25 protein-coding genes and 1 rRNA gene are annotated in these 22,714 nt (G+C 39.3%); 19 read left to right on the forward strand and 7 right to left on the reverse strand.

Going from position 1 to position 22,714, the window contains the following annotated elements; translation table 11 throughout:
• Positions 1 to 2: 2 nt before the first annotated feature.
• On the forward strand, positions 3 to 395 hold the full coding sequence (locus CEY16_RS14205) for a hypothetical protein (RefSeq protein WP_101332705.1): 393 nt from the start codon (positions 3 to 5) through the stop codon (positions 393 to 395).
• A gap of 180 nt (positions 396 to 575) precedes the next feature.
• Here CEY16_RS14205 and CEY16_RS14210 read toward each other — a convergent pair whose 3' ends face one another.
• Entirely contained in the window at positions 576 to 986 is a 411-nt protein-coding gene (locus CEY16_RS14210; RefSeq protein ID WP_101332706.1) for a hypothetical protein, read from the reverse strand.
• Positions 987 to 1,010: 24 nt separating this feature from the next.
• Positions 1,011 to 1,661, reverse strand: a complete 651-nt coding sequence (locus CEY16_RS14215; RefSeq protein ID WP_101332707.1) for an SDR family NAD(P)-dependent oxidoreductase — start codon at positions 1,659 to 1,661, stop codon at positions 1,011 to 1,013.
• 94 nt (positions 1,662 to 1,755) lie between these two features.
• On the opposite strand from CEY16_RS14215, the gene CEY16_RS14220 reads away from it, so the two are divergent.
• On the forward strand, positions 1,756 to 2,091 hold the full coding sequence (locus tag CEY16_RS14220) for a YfhH family protein (RefSeq protein ID WP_202908644.1): 336 nt from the start codon (positions 1,756 to 1,758) through the stop codon (positions 2,089 to 2,091).
• Between the two features lie 27 nt (positions 2,092 to 2,118).
• Here the strand turns inward: CEY16_RS14220 and CEY16_RS14225 are convergent, their stop codons facing one another.
• Positions 2,119 to 3,105 carry a metal-dependent hydrolase gene (locus CEY16_RS14225; protein ID WP_101332709.1) on the reverse strand — a complete coding sequence of 329 codons (987 nt, stop codon included), beginning with the start codon at positions 3,103 to 3,105 and terminating at the stop codon, positions 2,119 to 2,121.
• 49 nt (positions 3,106 to 3,154) lie between these two features.
• Between CEY16_RS14225 and mutY the strand changes: the two genes are divergently transcribed.
• The 9 genes from mutY (at position 3,155) to CEY16_RS14270 (ending at position 12,384) form a co-directional block, all read left to right on the forward strand.
• Entirely contained in the window at positions 3,155 to 4,252 is a 1,098-nt protein-coding gene (gene mutY / locus CEY16_RS14230; RefSeq protein WP_101332710.1) for an A/G-specific adenine glycosylase, read from the forward strand.
• Between the two features lie 76 nt (positions 4,253 to 4,328).
• Positions 4,329 to 4,532 (forward strand): gamma-type small acid-soluble spore protein, encoded by a 204-nt coding sequence (locus tag CEY16_RS14235; RefSeq protein WP_101332711.1) that lies wholly within the window; start codon positions 4,329 to 4,331, stop codon positions 4,530 to 4,532.
• A gap of 176 nt (positions 4,533 to 4,708) precedes the next feature.
• The gene (ntdP, locus tag CEY16_RS14240) at positions 4,709 to 5,248 is read left to right on the forward strand and encodes a nucleoside tri-diphosphate phosphatase (RefSeq protein ID WP_101332712.1); all 540 of its coding nucleotides are present in this window, start codon (positions 4,709 to 4,711) and stop codon (positions 5,246 to 5,248) included.
• A 156-nt stretch (positions 5,249 to 5,404) separates the two neighbouring features.
• Positions 5,405 to 7,186 carry an ABC transporter ATP-binding protein gene (locus CEY16_RS14245; RefSeq protein ID WP_101332713.1) on the forward strand — a complete coding sequence of 594 codons (1,782 nt, stop codon included), beginning with the start codon at positions 5,405 to 5,407 and terminating at the stop codon, positions 7,184 to 7,186.
• 110 nt (positions 7,187 to 7,296) lie between these two features.
• A complete protein-coding gene (locus tag CEY16_RS14250) occupies positions 7,297 to 7,911 on the forward strand; it encodes a YczE/YyaS/YitT family protein (RefSeq protein WP_101332747.1) in 615 nt (204 codons plus the stop codon).
• Between the two features lie 295 nt (positions 7,912 to 8,206).
• The gene (locus tag CEY16_RS14255) at positions 8,207 to 8,827 is read left to right on the forward strand and encodes a metal-dependent hydrolase (RefSeq protein ID WP_101332714.1); all 621 of its coding nucleotides are present in this window, start codon (positions 8,207 to 8,209) and stop codon (positions 8,825 to 8,827) included.
• A gap of 194 nt (positions 8,828 to 9,021) precedes the next feature.
• Positions 9,022 to 9,975 (forward strand): AAA family ATPase, encoded by a 954-nt coding sequence (locus tag CEY16_RS14260; protein WP_202908645.1) that lies wholly within the window; start codon positions 9,022 to 9,024, stop codon positions 9,973 to 9,975.
• On the forward strand, positions 9,972 to 11,171 hold the full coding sequence (locus CEY16_RS14265) for a DUF58 domain-containing protein (protein ID WP_101332715.1): 1,200 nt from the start codon (positions 9,972 to 9,974) through the stop codon (positions 11,169 to 11,171). Before CEY16_RS14260 ends, CEY16_RS14265 begins: the two co-directional genes overlap by 4 nt.
• Positions 11,164 to 12,384 carry a hypothetical protein gene (locus CEY16_RS14270; RefSeq protein ID WP_101332716.1) on the forward strand — a complete coding sequence of 407 codons (1,221 nt, stop codon included), beginning with the start codon at positions 11,164 to 11,166 and terminating at the stop codon, positions 12,382 to 12,384. The genes CEY16_RS14265 and CEY16_RS14270 overlap by 8 nt, the downstream gene beginning before the upstream one ends.
• Before the next feature lie 175 nt (positions 12,385 to 12,559).
• Here the strand turns inward: CEY16_RS14270 and CEY16_RS14275 are convergent, their stop codons facing one another.
• Together CEY16_RS14275 and CEY16_RS14280 are read right to left on the reverse strand one after the other, a co-directional pair.
• Entirely contained in the window at positions 12,560 to 13,600 is a 1,041-nt protein-coding gene (locus CEY16_RS14275) for an FUSC family protein (protein WP_101332717.1), read from the reverse strand.
• 336 nt (positions 13,601 to 13,936) lie between these two features.
• Positions 13,937 to 15,232 (reverse strand): glutamate-1-semialdehyde 2,1-aminomutase, encoded by a 1,296-nt coding sequence (locus CEY16_RS14280; protein ID WP_101332718.1) that lies wholly within the window; start codon positions 15,230 to 15,232, stop codon positions 13,937 to 13,939.
• A 102-nt stretch (positions 15,233 to 15,334) separates the two neighbouring features.
• Between CEY16_RS14280 and CEY16_RS14285 the strand changes: the two genes are divergently transcribed.
• The 5 genes from CEY16_RS14285 to perR all read left to right on the forward strand — a co-directional run bounded on the left by CEY16_RS14285 (position 15,335) and on the right by perR (position 18,408).
• Entirely contained in the window at positions 15,335 to 15,721 is a 387-nt protein-coding gene (locus CEY16_RS14285) for a potassium channel family protein (protein WP_101332719.1), read from the forward strand.
• 67 nt (positions 15,722 to 15,788) lie between these two features.
• A complete protein-coding gene (gene bcp, locus CEY16_RS14290) occupies positions 15,789 to 16,259 on the forward strand; it encodes a thioredoxin-dependent thiol peroxidase (RefSeq protein ID WP_101332720.1) in 471 nt (156 codons plus the stop codon).
• 61 nt (positions 16,260 to 16,320) lie between these two features.
• Entirely contained in the window at positions 16,321 to 17,271 is a 951-nt protein-coding gene (locus CEY16_RS14295) for a D-2-hydroxyacid dehydrogenase (protein WP_101332721.1), read from the forward strand.
• 2 nt (positions 17,272 to 17,273) lie between these two features.
• Positions 17,274 to 17,837 carry a cob(I)yrinic acid a,c-diamide adenosyltransferase gene (locus CEY16_RS14300; RefSeq protein ID WP_101332722.1) on the forward strand — a complete coding sequence of 188 codons (564 nt, stop codon included), beginning with the start codon at positions 17,274 to 17,276 and terminating at the stop codon, positions 17,835 to 17,837.
• Positions 17,838 to 17,964: 127 nt separating this feature from the next.
• Complete coding sequence (perR, locus tag CEY16_RS14305) at positions 17,965 to 18,408, forward strand: peroxide-responsive transcriptional repressor PerR (protein WP_101332723.1); 444 nt, start codon at positions 17,965 to 17,967, stop codon at positions 18,406 to 18,408.
• Between the two features lie 198 nt (positions 18,409 to 18,606).
• On the opposite strand, the gene CEY16_RS14310 is transcribed toward perR, so the two are convergent.
• Positions 18,607 to 18,984, reverse strand: a complete 378-nt coding sequence (locus tag CEY16_RS14310; protein ID WP_101332724.1) for a YgzB family protein — start codon at positions 18,982 to 18,984, stop codon at positions 18,607 to 18,609.
• A gap of 124 nt (positions 18,985 to 19,108) precedes the next feature.
• On the opposite strand from CEY16_RS14310, the gene CEY16_RS14315 reads away from it, so the two are divergent.
• Positions 19,109 to 19,978, forward strand: a complete 870-nt coding sequence (locus tag CEY16_RS14315; protein WP_101332725.1) for a nucleotidyltransferase-like protein — start codon at positions 19,109 to 19,111, stop codon at positions 19,976 to 19,978.
• A 72-nt stretch (positions 19,979 to 20,050) separates the two neighbouring features.
• Positions 20,051 to 21,268 (forward strand): serpin family protein, encoded by a 1,218-nt coding sequence (locus tag CEY16_RS14320; RefSeq protein WP_101332726.1) that lies wholly within the window; start codon positions 20,051 to 20,053, stop codon positions 21,266 to 21,268.
• Positions 21,269 to 21,385: 117 nt separating this feature from the next.
• On the opposite strand, the gene CEY16_RS14325 is transcribed toward CEY16_RS14320, so the two are convergent.
• On the reverse strand, positions 21,386 to 22,138 hold the full coding sequence (locus CEY16_RS14325) for a class I SAM-dependent methyltransferase (protein WP_101332727.1): 753 nt from the start codon (positions 22,136 to 22,138) through the stop codon (positions 21,386 to 21,388).
• A gap of 473 nt (positions 22,139 to 22,611) precedes the next feature.
• On the opposite strand from CEY16_RS14325, the gene CEY16_RS14330 reads away from it, so the two are divergent.
• A 16S ribosomal RNA gene (locus tag CEY16_RS14330) occupies positions 22,612 to 22,714 on the forward strand; the annotation flags it as partial.

Raw genomic sequence — 22,714 nt, forward strand, 5'->3', positions numbered from 1 at the left:
GCTTGTCAGTTGGAGCTGATTTTTTTTTGACTACTGGCAAAAGTTTAAATGGGGGGGAAGCTAAAGTGGTAGAGATAATTATAACTATTTTGTTTACCATTTTATTGATATTAGGACTTCGCTATTGTATAGCTAATTCATTTAAAGCTGGTATAATTTTTTTCACGCTATTATTATTTAATAAGATAATTTATATTTTTGTCTTGCCGATTTTTATGAGTCAATATATTGATGGTTTGGAAGAGGGAAATAAATCATTATTCCCTGATCTCACAATAGGGGAACAAGTACATTTATTATATCGAATACCTGATCTGATTGAATTAGTTGCATTTTTATTCTTGATCATAGGTTTTTATCAGTTATGGAATTCGAAAAAGCTATCGCCAAAATAGAATTCTTATTAGGATTTTAGCTGAAGAAGAAATAAATTTAACGCACTTTCAAAAAGGAAAGAGCATCAGTTATCGAAACTGATGCTCATTTTTAAATACTATTAAAAACTTGGATTGAGTTAATTTAATTGCGTCATTAATTTGTGTTTTAGTCTGAAATCTTTACATTCGCAGTCATTATTACCCTTCAATCAAGGCGGAATAGATTAATTCTTCACCTTCGAGTTCCACAATCAAAATAGAAGGGGTTTCGCTCGTTTCGCCGTCTTCGAAAAAGACCGGCGTTCCTTCAGAAAGCTTTGTCGCATAAAGATCCCAGAACCACCAGCTGGTTGTAGTCTGCTTTTTGATTTCCCCGACTTTTTCGCCTTTTTCAATATCTTCGATCGATCTCCCATAAAGTTCATCTCGCTGCGAGTAGATCAGGTCATCAAAGCGGATGATGTCTGCATCGGGATTGCCACCCAATATATCACTTGCACTAGGGTTACCTATGGATCCAATGCTTGTGAAGCCTCCGCTTATTGCAATAAAAGCAAGTATAATCAATATAGATGACGCGATTACGAAAAATAGCATTCGATTCTTCAAAAAACAGCCCCCTATGATTACAGACTAGATATGAATTTCTTTTCTCCCATCGTCTTGTTGATGAATTTCTTTTGCTACATCTTCAGGAAGCTTTAAGCCTGATGGATCAGTTACATGATCGCTTTCATCCCAGAATGGCGTGTTCATGCCACCCATGTAAACACCAGAAACTGTAAGTTTTCCTTCGTATTCAGCCTGTAAACTTTCAGTGAATCCGCGTTGAGCAAATTTACTTGCACAATAGACTGTTTCGCTCACCTTGCCGCGAAGTCCTGCAGTAGAAATGACATTCAGTATTTTTCCTTGAGATGCCAACAGTTTTTTAATAAATGATTGGGTCACATCGATAGTAGCAGTGACATTCAGGCGGATCATATCGTCGATTTGGTCTTTGGATAGGTCTTCAAATGAGCCGAAATGTCCGATGCCTGCATTATTGATGAGTAGTTCGATAAAGCCGACTGATTGTGTAAGTTGTTCAATCTCCTGGCGATTCGTTATGTCGCAAACAACAACTTCAGCTTTTCCACCTTGTTCGTCGATTAACTGTTTCGTCTCTTCTAACGGTTGTTTTCTTCGACCGACTAAATACGTGAGATCGTAATCCTTAGTGTACTCTAAAGCAAGTGCACGACCTAAACCAGTTCCCGCACCTGTTATTAATGCTTGTTTCATGGTGTATTCCTCCAATGGCTAAACTTTGTTCTTCGTTTATATTGTCTAAGAAATTTGGTACGATGTAAAATGGATGTACGAAAGGGGACAGACAATGGAACGAAGATATAGTAATTATACAGTTGAAGAATTACGGGAGGAAATCGCTGAATTGACTGAGAAAGCCCGTAAGGCCGAGCAGATGGGGATGGTTAATGAATACGCTGTTTATCAGCGGAAAATGATCATGGCTAAATCGTATATGCTGGACCCCTCACAATTTTCAGGTGGGGAAGTCTACGAAATCGAAGGTGCCCCTGGGGAGTTATTCGCCGTCGACTATTTGCGAGGTGTCTTCGTATGGGGACGTCGTGAAAATTATGAAGGCAAGGTATTAAGTGAAGATCTAGAGGCAGTTCCAATCGGTGTTTTAGCAAAAAAAGTCCAATAAATAAAATCAATGCCTGATCGTCAAAGATCAGGCATTTTCTTCTGAGGATTCTAATTTTTTCTGTAGTTTACCTTCTGAATATACCCAGCCGGTGTAAGAAGTAATGATATTATAAAACTTATCTAACGTTACGACTGCCACGAATGGGTAGTGGCCTTGTGATCTATACCTCAAGTCGATGAAACGGACTTCCGTGTAATCATCATATCGATCGATTTCGTATCGGTAAACAGGGGAAAAGTTCAAGAATGCTTGCACATTTTTATCTTGTAATGCTGCGTTCATCTCGGTCGTATCTGGTAATTCTCTTCTTAAAAATGTGTCCTTGATGTCAATGTGGCCATGATCATATACAGCTACATAAAATTCTTTTTTTGTCACGATCGCAATTCGCCAAATGTTATGGCGGATCGTCGGTTGTGTGACGACCTTTTCAACATCGTCGAAGTATTCATTAAGAATCTTCACCATTTCTCGCTTGTCCAAATATCTTTTTATATAATATAGGAACAGGATGAAGAAAATAGTTAAAAATGTGTATGCTGGTGCTGCGCCAAGTAACCAAGCCAAAATACCGACTACAAGTAGAAAGAAAATGTATGGATCGAATGTACTTATAAAGCCAATGGCGATCCATTTATGCGTGAAAGGCTTTAAAGCTTGAGTCCCATATGCGTTGAAAATATCGACAAACACATGCAGACATACTGCAAGCAACACCCAAAGCCACAAATGAAGATAACTAACATCGCTGAAAAATGCGAAAATAGGCAGGGAAACGATAAAACTCCATATCAAAACAGCCAATGGAGAATGTGAGCTACCTCTATGGTGCCTTATATAAGTTGCGTTATCTTTCAATTTGAAAAATGTATCGAAATCAGGAGCGTGTGAGCCAACGATAGCACCAATAAATACTGCCTGAAACAACGCTGGGTCTTGTTGAACAGCAGGATCTAATGTAGATAACCCACTAATTGCGACTCCCATGGTAATATGGGTAGCAGTATCCAATAGTTGCTCCTCCTTTATATATTGTAAGTAGAAAAGTTAGGTGATAATCATGGAAAAAAAGTCTTCATATTCTATACCCGTTTTATTTGATAGCCAAGCATTCCAAAGAGATTTAATTGAGTGGTATCAGCAAATCAAACGTGAGTTACCTTGGCGTGAAAATCAAGATCCTTATCGTGTCTGGGTTTCAGAAATTATGCTTCAACAAACACGAGTAGACACGGTTATTCCCTATTTTAACCAATTTATGGCTCGTTATCCGACCGTTCAAGATTTATCAGAAGCCGCCGAACAGGACGTATTGAAGTCTTGGGAAGGCTTAGGTTATTATTCAAGAGCTCGTAATTTACATACAGCGGTCAAGGAAGTAGTCGCAAATTATGACGGTAAAATTCCTAGTGAAAAGAAAGAACTGAAGAAACTAAAAGGTGTCGGTCCATATACGCAAGGTGCGATTCTGAGTATTGCTTTTGATCAACCAGAACCAGCTGTCGACGGAAATGTTATGCGCGTGATGTCTCGAGTGTTACATATTGACGCTGATATAGCAAAGGCAAAGACAAAATCTTTATTCGAAGATGTTGTTTCAGAAGTTATTTCAACAGAAGATCCTTCATCATTCAATCAAGGGTTGATGGAACTTGGTGCGCTCATTTGTAACCCAACAAACCCTAAATGTGAAGAATGTCCTGTGCAGAAACATTGCATGGCTTATGAGCTAGGTATCCAGACAGAACTTCCTGTAAAAACGAAAAACAAGAAGCAGAAGAAAGCGAATTATACTGCTATAGTTGTAAAAAATGAAGCGGATGAATTTTTTATTCAGCAAAGAGCCAGTCAAGGGCTGCTTGCAGGCATGTGGGAATTTCCTTTAGCCGATCTTTCTGAAGTTAGTGAAGATGGAATGCTTCGATGGTTTGAAAAGGAATATGGCATTGAAATTGATGCCATACGCCATGGCGAAAAAGTGAAGCATATCTTTTCCCATTTGATTTGGGAAGTTGATGTGATGTTTTGTATGGTTAAAGATCAGGCGGATTTAAATCGGATGCAAAAAGGGAAATTTGTTAGTCGTGAAGAATTAGCTGATTATCCTTTGCCTAATGTCCAGTTGAAAATTCTCAAGCAAATCGATGCTCAAGTTTAGGATTTATTTGGTAATGGCTTTTCGGGATAGCCTTCGCTTTTTTTGGACAAATTAATCATTGCGGAGGTGATATCAGATGGCTAAAAACAAAAACCAACGTCAGCCAAATGAAACTGCTGCTGGAACAAATGTACAAAAAGTGAAACAGCAAAACCAACAAGGCCAGCAACCACAAGAGTATGGTCAAGAATTTGCACAAGAAACAAATGCTCAGGAAGTAAAGCGTCGTAACCAACAAGCTGAGCAGAAAAAGAACCAACAACAAAAACCTCAACAGTAGTTGAGCTATTTAGTCAAAGCACTCCATGTTAATGTGGAGTGCTTTTTCTAAATAAATTTTGACTTAAAAATTTTGCATTACTCATAAGTACAATTTCAGTCACTTCAATCGATACATAAGAAACAGTGTGATACAATGATTTTACGCAATTAAGCGCGAAGAAAGTAGGTTAATACATGTTGATTCCAGCAGCTGGTGACTCTATCCAAATTCAAAGCTATAAACATAATGGACAAATCCACCGAGTTTGGGATGAGACACTGGTATTGAAAAGTAAATCGAATTTGATGATCGGAGCGAATGATCGGGTCCTAGTTAGCGAAAGTGACGGCCGGACATGGCGAACCAGAGAACCTGCGATCACATATTTTACAACGAATCATTGGTTCAATGTCATCTGTATGGTACGTAATGATGGTGTACATTATTATTGTAATATCAGCTCACCTTTCATTATTGATGAAGATGCATTGAAATATATAGATTATGACTTGGATATTAAAGTTTTTCCTGATATGTCATACAAAATTTTAGACGAAGATGAATTCGATCTTCATCGACAGCAGATGAATTACCCAGATGTTTTACAGAAAATCTTGCGTAAACAATTAGGTACTTTAGAGAGATGGGTCCAACAGAGAAAGGGACCATTCGCCGCAGACTTCGTAGACAAATGGTACGAGCATTACTTATCGTTCCCACAATGGAGTAAGTAAGTAATTGATTCCTGTTGACTAAGCTCAACAGGTTTTTGCATGTTTAATGTGAATTAGCAGAAAACAGAAGAAAAACCTAATTCAATACGTGAATTGGGTCATTTATTAGTGAGTTGCATCAGAGTATGAGGGCTCAAACAGAGAGTTGGTGAATATTTGTACAGTATTAAACGTTATTTAGAGTTTGTTAAACCTTATAAATGGAAAATAGCATTGACGATTTTAATAGGTATATTAAAATTCGGTATTCCGTTGTTGATGCCCTTGATTGTCAAATATGTCATAGATGACATCATTGAACCGACGGATATGACGCAAGCGGAGAAATTAACAGAGTTAGCATGGCTGATGGGTGGGGCTTTCTTTCTTTTCTTAATTGCCCGGCCTCCAGTTGAATATTACAGACAATATCTCGCTCAGAAAGTGAGTAGTCAAATCTTATATGATCTCCGAGATAAGATGTTTGATCATATTCAGAAGCTGAGCTTGAAATTTTATTCAAAATCGAAAACAGGTGAAATCATTTCACGTGTTATTCATGACGTAGAACAGACGAAAACGTTCGTCGTTACTGGGTTGATGAATATTTGGTTAGACATGTTTACCATTGTTATCGCTATTGTGATCATGTTGAATATGGATCCTTTACTGACGTTGGCAGCCATTATATTATTCCCTGTTTTTGGATTTTCAGTGAAGTTTTTTTACTCCAGATTAAGAAGTTTGACACAAAAACGTTCACAATCTCTTGCTGAAGTTCAAGGACATTTGCACGAAAGGGTACAAGGGATGCCTGTTGTTCGTGGCTTCGCACTTGAAGATCACGCCCAGGATGAATTCAACGATAGGAATGGAAATTATCTTAATCGTGCCATTGATTTTGCTACTTGGAATGCTAAGTCATACGCAGTCACTCATACGATCACAGATGTCGCTCCTCTAATAGTCATAGCCCTGGGTGGTTATCTAGCGGTAAGTGGTTCCATTACTGTCGGTACGCTTGCTGCATTCACTGGCTATATGAGTCTTGTCTATAACCCGCTTCGTCGTCTTGTGAACGCCTCGACTCAGCTAACTCAGTCACATGCATCTATGGACAGAGTTTTTGAGTTTATGGACGAAAAATATGATATCGTGGATAAACCAAATGCGAAGAAGATGGAGAAAGTGCATGGAGATGTATCTTTTGAAAATGTATCCTTTAATTATGACGAAGATGAAGAAATGGTGCTCAAGAATATCAATTTATCAATTCCAAAAGGCGAAACAGTGGCCTTAGTAGGTATGAGTGGTGGAGGTAAATCAACACTTGTCAGTTTAATTCCTCGCTTCTATGATGTGGTCGAGGGAAGGATAAAAATTGATGGAAAAGATATACGTGACGTCCAAGCTCGTTCCCTTCGCGATAAAGTCGGAATGGTACTACAGGATAATATTTTGTTCAGTGATTCCGTTGCCATGAACATCCGAATGGGGAAACCAGATGCGACGGATGAAGAAGTGATTGAAGCGGCGAAAGCGGCTAATGCTCATGATTTCATCACTGAATTTCCGAATGGATACGACACATTAGTAGGTGAAAGAGGGGTCAAGCTTTCTGGTGGTCAAAAGCAGCGTGTCGCAATAGCACGAGTCTTTTTGAAAAATCCACCGCTGTTGATTTTAGATGAGGCGACTTCTGCACTTGATCTTGAGAGTGAGCATTTAATCCAAGAAGCGATGGACAAATTAGCTCATAACCGAACCACATTTGTAGTGGCTCACCGCCTCTCTACGATTACACACGCCGACCGGATCGTATTGATGACCAAAGGCCAGATCGAGGAAGAAGGAACACATGAAGAGTTGATGAGGAAGAAAGGTTCCTATCACCGATTGTTCCAGGTACAAGCTTTGGATTCGGATGAACCAGAAAAATCAAAGCCAATTATGAATTAACTATTGAAATGTCACGGGTCGTGAACAGCCTGTGACATTTTTATTTTTATATATCGGATCGAATTAATATGTGGTACGATATTTTAGTTGACTTGAAAGAAGGTGTAGCAATGAGCAAGGAATTAATATTTTCTATCATATTTTACATATTAGGAATGGTCGTTTTGGCATTTGGCGTAACAATGCTTATTTTATCAGGCTTAGGAACTGGGGCATGGGATGCTCTATTCGTAGGTTTGTTTGAATTGTTTGGTCTAACAGTAGGAGCTTGGATCTTTATCGTAGGGATCATTTTGATTTTCTTAAATAGTTTTCTGTTAAAAAATAAACTGGATTATTCAGCGGTGCTGACTATCTTTTTAATAGGTGTATTCATTGATTTCTGGTTATTAATCGTATTTAGCGGCGTCGAAGTGACTGCAATGACTTCTAGAATTTCGCTGCTTGGGCTTGGTGTCGTTTGCATGAGTGCCGGGATTGGTATGTATTTGCAACTTAACTTCGCTCGAAATCCGATTGATAATCTGATGATGGCTGTTCATTATCGAACGAATTGGAGCTTGGCTGTTTCGAAATCATCAATTGAGGTTGCCATTTTGATTCTCGCATTTTTCATTGGTGGTCCAATTGGTATTGGAACGGTTATTGTGGCTTTTGCGATCGGACCTTTAGTTCAGCTATTCTTTAAGCGTTTTGAACGCTTGAAGTTTCGATTTGCACAATAAATTTTAAAAAGATATCCAGTTCTCCGTTGAGGGGGACTGGATTTTTTAGTTAGGAACTTAATTTTGTTTTGATTCTGACGATTCTCTTTTAGACGGACGCTTGCCTAGGGCACTACCTCAACTTTTCTAAACGATCGGAGTCGTTTAGGATGATTTTCGGCACGTGCTATTTCCCTAGGGCGTCGCCGTCTTTGGAGCTTCGTAAATCTATTTTGACATTAATTTAATACTTAATGTATTTCATGTAAAACACACAAACTTCTTCACCACAAACGACTAAAAGGACGTGACGAACATGATGGCAAGTGGACATCAAGCGATGGGATTGACTTGGGGGATTGCGGCAATCACTTTTTCCCACCTACTCCCTTTATCAATAGATGGCTGGACGGAGTGGATTTTCTTCTTAGGAATTGTTCTGTTAGGAGCACTATTACCCGACATGGATTCTCCGACAAGTAAAATCGGGCGTTGGCTATATAGTAGTATTGGAATTCTCTTTTTGGCTTTTGTAATTATTTATTGGCAGAAGCCCGATTGGATTTGGAATTTTGTTGAAGCAGAGCTTACTTTTGTGTTGCTCCTCGCTGTACCTATTTTCTTGGTGGCGAGCACACATCGTACATGGACGCATTCGCTAGCCTTCATTGGAATCTTAATTATATATCTGGGGCTGATGGAAGCTTGGGTTACCGTCCCATTTTATCTGCAAGTTGGACTTATATTAGGGGTGGCTTCTCATATTTTCGGTGATTTCATTACGAAGCGCGGGGTCCCACTTTTTTATCCGATCTTGCGTAAATCCTTTCGTTTCTTGGTGACTTTCCGTACAGGTTCCCCTACCGAGAAAAGAATTGTACTTCTTCTGATGCTCTTGAATATCTGGCTTATTGCAAGCACCTTTAACTTAGGGTAGTAAGTTGAATTAGAATTTTAAATTAATCGAGTAATCATTTTTTCCATATAATTTCCTCTTAATTTGAAACTTTTTACCAATTATGTTCGTATTTCGACATAAGAATGAAATTTTTTGGTACAATCGGAGGAGATTGTATCATGTGAATTTTCAGAATAGAGATTATTTTCTGAGGGAGCAGGGGGATTTTTCAAATGACAATTGAACAACAAGTACAGAAAATGAAAGATCAAATCGGTCAAGTAATTATGGGGAAAGGGGAAGCGGTCGAATTACTGATGAACGCTTTGATGAATCAAGGGCATGTGCTTTTAGAAAGTGTTCCAGGAACGGGTAAGACGATGCTCGCTAAATCGATCGCACGCTCCATAGAAGGAAAGTTTCAGCGAATCCAATTCACACCGGATGTGCTGCCATCAGACGTAACAGGTGTGCAATTTTTTAATCCGAAAGAGCAACAGTTCGAGCTTCGTGTGGGGCCAGTTGTTACGAATGTCTTGTTGGCTGATGAAATCAACCGCGCGACACCAAGGACACAGTCATCGTTACTTGAGGTGATGGAGGAGCAACAGATCACTATCGATGGGGAAACTGTCGAAATCCCTCAACCATTCATCGTAATCGCTACTCAAAACCCGATTGAATCTCAGCAAGGGACGTTCGATCTTCCTGAAGCTCAGATGGATCGTTTTTTCATGAAGTTGGATTTGGGTTATCCGTCATTTGATGATGAGCAGAGGATGATGAGGTCCTATAAGACGGAACGACCGTTGGAAAAATTGACATCTATTTTCACGAAAGACGAGTTGAAAAGTTTACAAGAAGAAGTGAAACAAATTGAAATATCAGAAGTGGTTCAAACTTACTTGTTACATATCGTTCATGCCACTCGTAACCACCAATACGTAGATGTTGGAATCAGCCCACGTGGTACGTTAGCATTCATGCGTGCAGCGCAGGGGAATGCGGCGATAGAAGGACGAAATTTCGTAACACCAGAGGATTTGAAGAAGGTGGCTCCATATGTACTTTCTCATCGTTTAGTGTTGAGTCTTGACGGTTCAACAATTATGAATCAGACAGAAGTACTTGAAGAAATATTGGAAGAGGTTGAGGTTCCTGCTGAGTATGGGGTTGCGAAAAAATGATGTTTCGAAAATCCGTGCAAGAAAATAACACGCTTCAAATTTTCGTTGTCATCGGAACGGTTATCCTATTCGTAAGCTTTTTCGTAGCGCTTCAATATGTTTATATTTTAGTTTTTCTTGCATTATTAGTCTCCATTGTTTATGTGTTGAACGTCTTTTACGAGAAACATATTGATGACTATCTAACCTTCTCGTTTAAACGTCCAGTCATCAGAACACATCAAGGTGATGATGGATATGTAGAGGTGACGATTGAACAGAAGGGGATCTTGCCTATACTTAATGGACTATTGGTATTGGAAATGGATGATGTCGTTTTATTAAAAGATGGACAGCACCAGAAGCGGAGATTCGCGTCATTTGTTGATCGACCTTTCAACTTGATGTTCTGGGAAAAAAGGACATTCCGTTTCCCTTTTGAAGCTAGTAAACGTGGGGTTGCACGAATTAGGACACTTGAGCTTAGGATACCGAAAATTTTCGGTTTTGGAGATGTATACTTGACTTCGAAAGTCAATTTCGCCCAGGAAGTAGTCGTTTATCCAAAAAAATCAACCGTTCCTAATATCGAACTGTTGTCGCCTAAGCGTATGGGACATCATCGAGCGCGCCATTCACTGTTCGATAATCAGTCGTTGCCAGTAGGGACGAGAGAATACCAACCTGGAGATGGTTTCAATAAGATCCACTGGAAAGCTTCTGCAAAAGAAGGCGAGCTTCAGACCAAAGTATTCGAAAAATCGAGCCAGATTTCTTGGCGATTCATTATCAATGTTCGGTCAAGCAGCCATTATCTTGCGCCTGATAATATCGAAGAACTTCTTGAAAATGTCGCCTATATGGCTAGATTCGCGTCAAAACATAACATCCCTTATAGTGTGTTCGTGAATATACCTGCGATCAATCAAATTCCTTTCGTTCATCAACAAGAAGGGCAAGGAGAAAAGCATTACAAACGGACACTCGAGTTGATGGCAAGGATGAACCTTTTCACGTTCTCAACTCCTTATGAAAAGTTGTTACATTTTATATGGAAACATGAAGCACCATCAGCTTACACGATTCATGTTGGTCCGATAGATGATCGCCAACAGAAATACTTATCTCAAGTGGCTAATAAAGGATCAGAAGTATATTATTTAACCCCTGGCAAATTATCGAAAGGCCAGGAAGTGGAGGTGAAGATACATGGTTGATTATTCCCTTCACTATCTAAGGTGGTTCCAGTATGCTTTGGAGCTGTTTCCACTGTGGTTGATCGTTTCTTTTTCCTTTGTGGGCACCGGACAGTGGCCTCCGTTAGTAGAGTTTTTAATAATTGCAGCAGTTGCGTCTTTACTCGCGATTATCTTAAATAAATTTGGGGTGCCAACACTCATTTACGGGGCTGCACCGATCATCTTTTTCTTAGCGATCTTTCTCGGATTCTATTGGGTTTATGCTTTAATCATGGCAATATTCTTGACGATCCGCATGGAGAACCGCATGGTGAAAGCAGATCTTGAGAATGAAGAGATGGTGCTTACCCTTACCTTTTTCGGATCAATTGTCGCCTACTTCTTCGCGATGAGTCCCTCAGAAGGGTTCGCTATCTATTTCGTGATCGTGTTCTTAGCTCAATTAGTCTTTTTCATCTTAGGGAGAATGGTCTATTTCTACCTAAGAGACGCGCAAACCTTGAACCAATCAATAGGCAAAAAAATAAGTATTGTCGGTCTAAGCGGTGTCGCAATCTTAGCTTCTACGTATCTGTTATATATCCTTTTTCCTTATGTGAAGTGGGGCGTCCAGTATGTGCTGTTTGGCACTGCTAGATTAATTGTTTGGGCCCTTTCACCTGTCTTTGCTTTTCTTGAATCATATGAGCCAGAAGCCCCTGAGCTTGAAGATGAAGGGGAAGGCCTTGAAGGAGAACAAGGTACAATGGAGTTTGATAAAAATTCTGGCAATCAAACAGGTGAAATGATTACAGAAGTTGTGTTTTGGGTTGTAGTGGCCATCGTTGTTACTATTGCATATTTAGCGTATAGAAAATATCGCCAGCGAATTGGTCTAACTAGAAATCAAGTACGCGGCCAATATGAAGATGATATGTCTAAGGAAAAAACAAAAGGTTCTCTATTTTGGAAGAAAAAAGACCGAGCAAAACCACCTAAGAATAAAGTTCGAAAAGCTTATTATGATGTGGAGAAATGGGCAGCGAAACATGAGCTAGGTCGATACCAGTATGAGACGATCGAGGAGTGGCATCGTCGCCTTGACATCGAGGACCAAGTTGAACCAGATGCATTGAACGTTTATAAAAATATTCGTTACAGTGACGCTGAACATTTGAACTATAATCATGAGTATTACATGGGAAAGATTGATGATTTGAAGGAAACCATCCGTAAAAAACATGATGTATAGAGTGAATTAGAAAAAATCCGAACTAAGCTTCGCAATTCTATTAATAGAATTGGAGTTAGTTCGGATTTTCTGGTTATTCGTAGTCACAAGCGGTGAGCTACTAGTTGCAATAATAGAATTTCCTCATGTCTAGTTCTTGCGACTAAGTTCCTGTAGATGACAAGCTTTTAACTTCTTATGTTCTACTATTCAAATAGCTGACGAGTAATTTTTTTAGATGGATCAGTTCGTTATGATAATCCATTAAGGTTGATGCGAGCGGCAATAATACGAACCTGTCTTTTTCCCCTTCATCGTATATATCCATCAACTGATTTACTAACGATGGAATATCGGGTTCAGATATATTCCCTAAAGGGTCAACTGTCTTTTTACGGATCCTTCCTAAATACATCAAGATGAGTTTTTCGTGCGTGTGAAGCGTCTTATCAACTTCTTCAACGATTTTTTCATTCAAATCACCTTTGATATGACCGATCTCATAATCCATTCGATGCAATGTCTGTAGCACTTGGAAAGACTTCCGAGATGTGTTGACTAATTGACGGAAAAGAACTAGTTTTCTTGCGCGTCGATATCCTTTTTTTCTAGAATAAGAACGTTCTTCTGAATAAAGTAAATAGGTTTGCTCTAAATGTGCAAGATCACGTTCAAGACGATTGATCTCTTTTTTTAGTGCTGGTTGATCAGATAAATGTCTTGTCGTTACACGGATCCACTGCATTATATCGCTTGTTGTATGATTGATCATTTCGAATAGTCTAGTTTCATATTTTGGTGGTAAGAACACGAGATTCACAAGAAATGCAGATGCAATCCCGATCAGTATGGATGTGAAACGGATCGCTGCGAAGTCCATAAAGGCCATAGAGGTTGATTCCATAATGGCTATGACAGCGATGATCGCGATGAATGTCGTATCTTCCTTCATTTTAAAAATCATACAAGTTCCTATAGATAAAATGATTCCTACACCTAATAAGAAAGGGTCGTTTCCGACTGTAAGTACGAGTAAGACTGCGATACCAGCACCGATAAAATTGGCCTGCAACTGCTCGATGATCATCTGATATGAACGATAGATGGATGGCTGGATGGACGAAACAGCTGCAATCGCTGCTGCGAATAAACCTGCATCGAATCCGAAATAACTTGCTACATATAAGGCGATCGCTGTGGATACACCTGTTTTTAAGGCTCTAGCTCCGACTTTCATATAGTTGACCTACCTTTTCTATATTTCTCTAGTAAGTATACGTTACATAATACCCAACATGAGAGGTTGTACAAACTTTTTCTTCCAATTTAAAAGGTTTTCGGGAGGATCTTCGCTCTATTTTTGTTATTTCCAATCGTAAGTGAATCATTTTTTTGCGGTGTATATAAAAAAATAAGCTTTTGCCAAAGAGGCAAAAGCTTCGTCTGGAAGTTCCAGAAAGGAAGGGAGTTTCATAACATCATGTTCCTTCGATAAGGGGTAATCCAAAATATTCTGAATTATTTATATTTTAGCATAAATGAATTAAATGACAAGATGATTTCAGAAAAAAATTTAAGCTTTTTTCATTTTACTGAAAGCTACATCGACAGCGTTCAGGGTTTTACGGATATCCTCATCTGTATGAGCTGTCGTCAAGAACCAAGCTTCGAATTTAGAAGGTGCTAGATTAATCCCTTGGTCGAGCATCAGGTGAAAAAAATCAGCGAATTGATCGCCATTCGTTCGGTCAGCCTGATCGTAATTTTTTATTTTCTCATCAGTGAAATAGACAGTGAATGCACCCTTCAGTCGATTAATCGTGATTTGAACTCCATGAGTTTCTGCACGTTCGAGGATTCCTTCTTCAAGCATTTTTCCTAATCGGTCCATTTCATCGTAAACTCCATCTTCCTGCAAGACTTCTAAACAAGCGATGCCTGAAGCCATTGAAGCTGGGTTTCCTGCCATTGTGCCTGCTTGATAAGCAGGGCCTAGCGGTGCGACTTGTTCCATAATATCTACGCGGCCTCCGTAAGCACCAATCGGTAAGCCACCACCAATGATTTTTCCTAGTGCAGTCATATCAGCTTGAACCCCAGTTATCTCCTGTGCACTTCCGTAGTGGAAGCGGAATGCTGTGATGACTTCATCGAAAATCAAGAGACTTCCATTGTCGTGAGTCAGCTCTTTTACCTGTTCGAGGAATCCTGGCTCTGGTTCGACGATACCGAAATTACCTACTATCGGCTCGACTAAAACCCCTGCTACCTCATCACCGAATTTTTCCAATGCTTCTTTAAAAGGTTCAATTTCATTGAAAGGAACGGTGATCACTTCTTGAGCGATACTAGGCGGAACACCTGCTGAATCGGGAGTGCCGAGTGTGGACGGCCCTGAACCTGCTGCAACTAGTACCAGGTCTGAGTGTCCGTGATAGCACCCTGCAAACTTGATGATTTTTGACCTTTTCGTATAGGCACGCGCTACTCGGATGGTTGTCATAACAGCTTCAGTTCCTGAGTTGACAAAGCGGACTTTTTCTAATGATGGTATAGCATTCTTCAGCATCTCCGCGAAACGGTTCTCGTACTTGGTTGGAGTTCCATAAAGCACGCCATCATATGCTGCCTGGCTGATGGCTTTAGCGATATGTGGATGAGCATGCCCCGTGATAATTGGGCCATAAGCTCCGAGGTAATCGATGTATTCATTGCCGTCAACATCCCAAAAGTGGGACCCTTTAGCTTTTTCCATAAAGACAGGTGTACCGCCTCCAACACCTTTATATGCACGCGATGGAGAGTTGACTCCTCCTAAAATATGCTCTTTAGCTTCTTCATATAATTGTTCCGATTGTTTTCTGTTCATTCGAATGCCTCCAAAATTTTTTCTTATCCCCTTCTATTTTTACATGTACGAGACGTCTTGTACATATGATGAAGCGAAGGGCTCTAAGGAGAGAGTGGTTGGATGAATGAGTTTTTCCTTGTGTTAGTGATTGTCATACTGATTCATAGCTTTCATATATTCTTGAAAAACTTTCATGACGTGCGAGGTTCTTTTTCAAAAGAATTATTCAGCGCGTTTTTCGCCATGTATTTTATATTAATGCTCGGTTTCGCGTTGGTATATTTTTTATTAGCCGAAATGGGGGTCGTACTTCTTGATGATGCGCCCTTGCAAGCAGGAGATTCGTTTGAGAAATTTTTTCACGCTATTTATTTTAGTGGAGTGACCTTGATGACGGTAGGGTATGGGGACATCACTCCAGTGGGAATAGGGCGTGTCATAGCTCTAATGGAGGCATTCATCGGATACTTGCTTCCTGCAGCATTTTTATATAAGCTTTTTAGATAATATGATTTGTCAGCAGGTCGATAGTTCGATAATCTATGGATATGACCTATAAAAGGAGGAATTCTTGATGGCTATCGAAGTAGGAAAGCAAGCTCCTGACTTTACGTTACCAGCAAGTAATGGGAAAGATGTAAGTCTTTCTGATTTTGAAGGTAAACATGTTGTATTGTATTTTTACCCGAAAGATATGACACCTGGGTGCACGACGGAAGCATGTGATTTCCGTGATAATCATAAAAAATTCGAGGATTTGAACGCAGTTATTTTGGGTGTAAGTACAGACCCAATAGCACGCCACGAAAAATTCATTGATAAACACGATCTACCATTTCTATTATTAGCAGACGAAGACCATCACGTAGCTGAGAAATATGATGTATGGAAACTGAAAAAGAATTTTGGTAAAGAATATGATGGAATCGAGCGCTCGACTTTCATCATCGATAAAGATGGAAACTTAGTGAAAGAGTGGCGTAAAGTTCGCGTGAAGGATCACGTGAATGAAGCTCTTGAGTTCATTGAAGAAAATCTAGATTAAAAAACAATCTGGCCAATCGACTAGGGTTGGTCAGTTTGTATGTATAGAGGAGTGTCAAAAAGTGTTAGTAGTGACAAGTTGTAAAGTTAAAACGAAAATCAAAGAAGACATGGAGAAGAAGTTTCCGAATGTTTCTTTTCAATGGAAAGAATCCATTCAAGAGGCTGAGCCAGTTTTGAAAGAGGCAGATGTCTTGATTACATACGGAGAAGATTTGCTTGCTGAGCATTTGGAACCTGCCGACAATTTGAAGTGGATCATGGTCATTTCAGCAGGTCTTGATGAAATGCCTTTTGAAAAAATAGACGAAAAGGGCATCCAGGTAACGAATGCCCGAGGGATTCATGCTATTCCGATGTCGGAGTATGCGATTTCAATGATCCTACAAGAGAGCCGTAAAGCGAAGGATTTGCACGAGCTTGAGAAAGCACATAGTTGGGATAAACGTGTGAAAATGGAAGAAATCACAGGGAAGACGATGCTAGTGGTCGGCACTGGAGCAATCGGGCAAGAAGTAGCTCGTTTAGCAAAAGCGTTTCGCATGAAAACGATCGGCGTTTCTCATAGTGGCCGTTCGAAAGATCACTTTGATGAATGTGCAAAGAATGATCGTTTGCATGACTACTTGAAGGAAGCGGATTTTGTGGTCGCTGTTCTTCCTCACACAAATGATACAGATGAATTTTTTGGAAAAGAAGAATTCAGTGCAATGAAAAAAGATGCGATTTTCTTGAATATGGGTAGAGGAAAGACAGTTGATCAAGGAACGATGATTCAAGCTTTGAAGGATCAACAGCTAGGCCATGCTGTGTTAGATGTGGTTGAAGAAGAACCCCTTGACTCTGCTAGCCCGCTTTGGGATTTAGAGAATTGTACGATTACGCCACATCTCTCTGGAATTTCGAGACTGTACCAGGAACGTGCGTTTGAAATTTTTGAAGAAAACTTAAAAGATTTTGAAGCGGATAAACCATTGTCAGTCAATGTAATCGATCCTAAGAGGGGGTACTAATAATGAGAATTTATACACGCTCAGGCGATAAAGGTACGACCTCGTTGATCTATGGACAGCGAGTGAAGAAGCACGATTTACGTGTGGAGGCATATGGTACATGTGATGAAGCGAACTCCATGGTCGGAATGGGAAGAAGCCATTTAGCTGATGTCTCTTTCGAAGGAAAAGATCAAGTCGTGGAATCCTTGCATCGTGTTCAGACGATTCTTTTTCACGTAGGGGCTGAACTGGCTACTCCTGCAGACAAAGAAGTGATGTGGAAGTTGAAAAAGGAACATATTGAAGAGCTTGAGAAACAGATCGATGCATGGGATGAAGAGTTAGCTGAATTGAAGAATTTTATCTTGCCATCCGGTCACCCAAGCGCAGCAGCATTACACGTAGCAAGGACAATCGTTCGACGCGCAGAACGTACAGCTGTAGCACTTCGCGAAACAGAAGAAGTGGAGATCGATTTGGTCGTCTCTTACTTGAACCGTTTATCGGATTATCTATTCGTTGCAGCACGATACGTGAATCAAAAAGCTGGTGGCGAAGAGTTGCCGCTTAATACAGATGTATAGTTTATTGTGCGATCATTGGTATAAATGGTTGTAAATGACCATATAAATTGACAAAAACCAGTTTGAGGATATAAACTAATTATAAGAATTCTAATTTAAGAATATTATTATTTTGAAAGAGAGGTGCATGACGGTGTCTGAGCAACGATTACAAGAAGCATTAACAACTTTAAAGAGTTCAGGAGTAAGAATAACACCTCAACGTCATGCCGTGCTTGAGTATCTTATGGAAACGATGAACCATCCAACTGCAGATGATATTTACAAGGCACTTGAAGGGAAGTTCCCTAACATGAGTGTCGCGACTGTTTATAATAATCTGCGTGTCTTTTTGGATATCGGCCTCGTACGAGAGCTGACATATGGAGATGCTTCGAGCCGATTTGATTGCAACACAGCGGAACATTACCATATTATTTGTGATTCATGTGGCAAAATCGTCGACTTTCACTATCCATCGTTGGATGAAGTGGAACAACTAGCCGAGCAGGTGACTGGTTTCAATGTAAGTCGCCACCGCATGGAAGTGTATGGTACTTGTGAAGACTGCCAAAAAGAAACCCAACACTAATTGAATGTAACCTTTTAATCGCCTACATTGTGTTAGGCGATTTTTTAATGGACATTAGGAGCTTTTATGTTTCTTGAGATAGATGCAGTTTCAACATCTTATGTCTTTATTGTTTTTTGGGTCAGTGGTATTGGTGCCCTGGTCGTTAAGTATAGATAAAAAAATCCCAGCCTTTATCGTAGGCTGGGATTCATACGTCTATTCGCTTTTCTTCTCTTGTTCCTTCCAGTACTTACTGGAGTTATATTTTTCATCAAATTCTTCGCCTTCTAAGTTGCGATCTAATGTCAATGGCTGTTTACAATGCATACACGCATCTACTCGGCCGAGCATCTTAGTCGGTTTCTCACATTCTGGGCATACAATAGGTACAGCTTTGGTCGATAATAAGCCGATCCAAAAGTAAATAGCCGTACTCAAACCGATGGCGATAATTCCAAGAATCATCAGTGTCACCATCAACCACTCAATATTTTTGAAAATAAGTCCAATATACATAATAATCATACCGACAAAGACAAGTGAAAGCGCGACGGTACGAATTTTGTTGATTTTATTCGAATATTTTAGAGCCATTCTATAAACCTCCTTGAACTATCAATGGAAGTATAGCATATTTTATTAATGATGTATGTGAATAAAAAAGGAATTTTCGCAGTGGTGTCGAATTATCTTATAGGAGTCATAGGAGGTTATCGCGATGGAAAATTTATTACGTCCAATATATCAAGAAAAAGCTAGCCAAAAAAATACATTAGGTGTTCTATTAGTAGAAAAAATTCATGAAAACAGTCCCGTTACAGATAACTTTGATGTCATCTTATTAATCATTGCCCGTGAGGCAAAAGATGAATGGTACGTGAAGCATTACGAATTTGAAGGTCGAACAGCTGCGATGCACATCGTAGATGAAAGATTATTGAACGAGTGGATCGATACGAGTGGTTACCGGAAGGTGATTGATTGGCTTACGAATGGATCAGTCATCTTTGATAGAAACGAATACGTTGCCAACCTTAAAGATCAACTACGTATATTTCCGGAAAGTACACGCCAACTAAGGAAAGTGATCGAGTTCGCCAAATTGGTACGAGCCTACCGTGAATGTCGTGAGCTATATGAAGCTAAACATTATCTAGATGCAAATAGCCTTATGGTGCGATCGTTGCATTATTTAGCACGTGTAGCAGTGTTAGAGCGTGGATTCCACCCGGAAATAACTCTGTGGAATCAAGTGAGAAAAATAGACCCGGAAGTGTACAAGTTGTATGAAGAATTAATGGAGAGCGATGAAGAACCTGACAAACGTATCCAATTGATGTTGTTAGCCAGCGATTTCGCTATTCACTCACGAGCAGAACAAGGTGCAGAACATTTACTTTCTATTATGAGAGAAAAAGATGAGCCATGGACATTCGGGGAGTTGAAGATTCACCCTGAGATCCATCATTATAATTTAGACTTATCTATATTACTCGAGTACTTAGTCGAACGTGAAATAGTAGATACAGTGTTAGTAGAGACTAAAGGGGAAAAGATTTATCACCGTAAATATCAAGTTGCAGAATAATGAAATGATTATTTATCTTCATTTGTAACTTCTTACTATTAGACTCGACTAATTGGTAAGGGGGAGTAATTGATGAAGGTAAAGTGGATTGCTCTGGCGCTATTCTGTTCTTTATTGACAGCGTGCGGTGACGAAGGTAACTCTATATTTAATTCAGGTGAATCGTTCGATCATAAGAAAATAGATGATTCGTTGATCGAAGGGAATACGGATTTTTCTTGGGAAATTTTTCGAGAATTATCGGCAGAAGATCAGAGTCAGAGCACGTTCATATCACCATTCAGTATTTCAACAGCTTTATCGATGACCTACCAAGGGTCAGAAGGTGGTACCGAAGAGGAAATGAATGAGGTCCTAGGGTATGAAGGGATGGATAAGGATGAAGTAGCTGAGAGCTATAAACATTACATTAGATATCTCACTCAATTAGAAGATGCCAAGATAAACGTAGGAAACTCTATATGGATTGAAAAGGAGTTTTCGGTAAAAGATGAATTCATAGAAACGAATAGAGAATCTTTTGACTCTGAGGTTTTTGAACGCACCCTTTCCAAGCCTGAAGTGGTAGAGGAAGTAAATGAGTGGGTGGATGACGAAACCGAAGGGATGATCAAGGAACTGTTAACTTCACCAATTGACCCTAACGTTAAGATGGTTCTGTTAAATGCGATTTATTTTAAAGGTGATTGGTCCGAACCTTTTGATGAAAATAAGACGGAAAAACGTGAATTTCAAGTATCAAACGATAAGAAGAACAGCATTCCCTTTATGGAAAAAAACACAACTATCCATTATGGGGAAGGCGATAATTACCAAGCCATTAAGATGCCCTACGGAAAGGGAAGCCTTGGGATGTATGTGATACTACCTGATGAATCAACTAACTTAGAATCTATGATCCAAGAGATGGACTCTTCCATGTGGAATACCATTGTACAAAACTTAGAGGATACAGAAGATGTCGTCATTCAACTACCAAAATTTGAAGTAGAATACGGTCTTAAAAATCTGAATAAGAGCTTACAAAGTTTAGGCTTAGACCAAGCTTACAATGATGCTAATTTCTCTGCAATGTCCGGTAATGACTTAAGAATTGACCGTGTACTGCATAAGGCTGTCATTGAAGTGAATGAAAAGGGAAGTGAAGCGGCTGCGGCAACTGCTGTAAATATGACGGAATCTGCTCCCGCGATAAATGCTGAATTCATAGCAAATCGACCATTTTTATATGTGATTGCTGATGAAGAACACCAGTCCATTTTGTTTCTGGGGAGTTATTACGGAGATTAATACTATATGAAAAAAGTGGTGAGGAGGCTCCTCACCACTTTTTTCATTAATTTAGAAGGTTCCATTTAAACTATACAACTTAGTCACTCGTTGGCACTAAAGGCTTCCATTCGATAATTAGAGTGTAATAGTAGCTAAATAATTCATACATTGATGCAAGGGTGCTTTTTTAATATAGACCCAAGAGTCATAATCGAATGAGCCACCAGGTTCACAAGTAATTAATTGCAAATCGACTTCTTTTAATAAAAGTTTTAGGTCAGCCGGTGAATAACATCTCAAAGATTGAGTGACTTTTCTTTCCTCCTGATTTAAAGGCCACCAAGTATCAATCATTCTGCAATTGAATGCATTGAAACCATACTCCCTTTCAATTTTAGGGAGCTTCATTCTTTCGCCATTTGCCTTAGCCCAATACCAAGGAGTGTAAATATCAATCATTACCACACCGCTTGGTTGCATCCATTCTTTTATTCTAGACAATAGCCTAATTTGATCCTCATCTTCTCCAATGCCGAAACCATCCCAATAAAAGATAATATCGAATTTTCTATCCAACTTAACTTCATAGAAGTCCCCTTCAATGACGGTAACTTTGTCTTTGACCTTATATTTTTGGACAAGATGCTTGATTGTGTTTACTGCTTCCGGAATTAATTCGATAACAGTTATGTTGTAACCAGCTTGGGCAGCAGCAATCGCGAAATAACCTTCACCAGCCCCAAGTTCAAGAATTGTTTGATTAGTACTATTCGAATAACTTTTAAGTGTATCAATTCTCTCAACTTGTAACTCAAAGTGATCTTTTTCCTCACTTGTTGAATCCATCCATTTGTATTGCTTCTGATAAAAATCTTTTACCCAATTCATTGGTATCCACCTTTTCTTTATGATTTATTAAAGATTAAAGTGGTTGATTAAAAGTTTAATATACCCATTTCATTACCTCCAATCTATATATAACTTCTGATTTTGAATATAAATATCCTGCAAAATATGTGATTAAATATCGCAGGCACATTTATATATAAAAGACATATTATATGAAGCGAAATATTTATTTAAAAATATTAACTTTAAGTATTGACGTTGATTTGTATACCGTGCTATATTTATAAGCGTCGCAAAAAACACGCGACATCAAAGCTGAATACATCAACAAGTTATGCAAATTCTTGTTGACATCAAGACAAGCGCATGATATATTATAAAAGTCGCTGTTTTGAGCAGCGGATTGAAAATTCGAACCTTGAAAACTAAACAAAATAGCCTGACGTCAATTCGTTTTTCCTCATCTGATTGGGAGAGGAAAAACAAGTAAGACAAAGCCAATCAAACTACTTTTATTGGAGAGTTTGATCCTGGCTCAGGACGAACGCTGGCGGCGTGCCTAATACATGCAAGTCGAGCGCGTGAAGCAAGCAGATCTCCTTCGGGAGTGACGCT

This window comes from Halalkalibacillus sediminis (assembly GCF_002844535.1).
Classification (GTDB): domain Bacteria; phylum Bacillota; class Bacilli; order Bacillales; family Alkalibacillaceae; genus Halalkalibacillus_A; species Halalkalibacillus_A sediminis.

Coding starts and splice junctions, on each gene's coding strand:
- CEY16_RS14285 (WP_101332719.1), top strand. CDS start 15,335: ATGAATGAGTTTTTCCTTGTGTTAGTGATTGTCATACTGATTCATAGC.
- CEY16_RS14315 (WP_101332725.1), top strand. CDS start 19,109: ATGGAAAATTTATTACGTCCAATATATCAAGAAAAAGCTAGCCAAAAA.
- CEY16_RS14265 (WP_101332715.1), top strand. CDS start 9,972: ATGATGTTTCGAAAATCCGTGCAAGAAAATAACACGCTTCAAATTTTC.
- CEY16_RS14300 (WP_101332722.1), top strand. CDS start 17,274: ATGAGAATTTATACACGCTCAGGCGATAAAGGTACGACCTCGTTGATC.
- perR (WP_101332723.1), top strand. CDS start 17,965: ATGACGGTGTCTGAGCAACGATTACAAGAAGCATTAACAACTTTAAAG.
- CEY16_RS14310 (WP_101332724.1), bottom strand. CDS start 18,984: ATGGCTCTAAAATATTCGAATAAAATCAACAAAATTCGTACCGTCGCG.
- CEY16_RS14325 (WP_101332727.1), bottom strand. CDS start 22,138: ATGAATTGGGTAAAAGATTTTTATCAGAAGCAATACAAATGGATGGAT.
- bcp (WP_101332720.1), top strand. CDS start 15,789: ATGGCTATCGAAGTAGGAAAGCAAGCTCCTGACTTTACGTTACCAGCA.
- ntdP (WP_101332712.1), top strand. CDS start 4,709: ATGTTGATTCCAGCAGCTGGTGACTCTATCCAAATTCAAAGCTATAAA.
- CEY16_RS14260 (WP_202908645.1), top strand. CDS start 9,022: ATGACAATTGAACAACAAGTACAGAAAATGAAAGATCAAATCGGTCAA.
- CEY16_RS14255 (WP_101332714.1), top strand. CDS start 8,207: ATGATGGCAAGTGGACATCAAGCGATGGGATTGACTTGGGGGATTGCG.
- CEY16_RS14320 (WP_101332726.1), top strand. CDS start 20,051: ATGAAGGTAAAGTGGATTGCTCTGGCGCTATTCTGTTCTTTATTGACA.
- CEY16_RS14235 (WP_101332711.1), top strand. CDS start 4,329: ATGGCTAAAAACAAAAACCAACGTCAGCCAAATGAAACTGCTGCTGGA.
- CEY16_RS14270 (WP_101332716.1), top strand. CDS start 11,164: ATGGTTGATTATTCCCTTCACTATCTAAGGTGGTTCCAGTATGCTTTG.
- CEY16_RS14250 (WP_101332747.1), top strand. CDS start 7,297: ATGAGCAAGGAATTAATATTTTCTATCATATTTTACATATTAGGAATG.
- CEY16_RS14215 (WP_101332707.1), bottom strand. CDS start 1,661: ATGAAACAAGCATTAATAACAGGTGCGGGAACTGGTTTAGGTCGTGCA.
- CEY16_RS14220 (WP_202908644.1), top strand. CDS start 1,756: ATGGAACGAAGATATAGTAATTATACAGTTGAAGAATTACGGGAGGAA.
- CEY16_RS14280 (WP_101332718.1), bottom strand. CDS start 15,232: ATGAACAGAAAACAATCGGAACAATTATATGAAGAAGCTAAAGAGCAT.
- mutY (WP_101332710.1), top strand. CDS start 3,155: ATGGAAAAAAAGTCTTCATATTCTATACCCGTTTTATTTGATAGCCAA.
- CEY16_RS14275 (WP_101332717.1), bottom strand. CDS start 13,600: ATGAAAGTCGGAGCTAGAGCCTTAAAAACAGGTGTATCCACAGCGATC.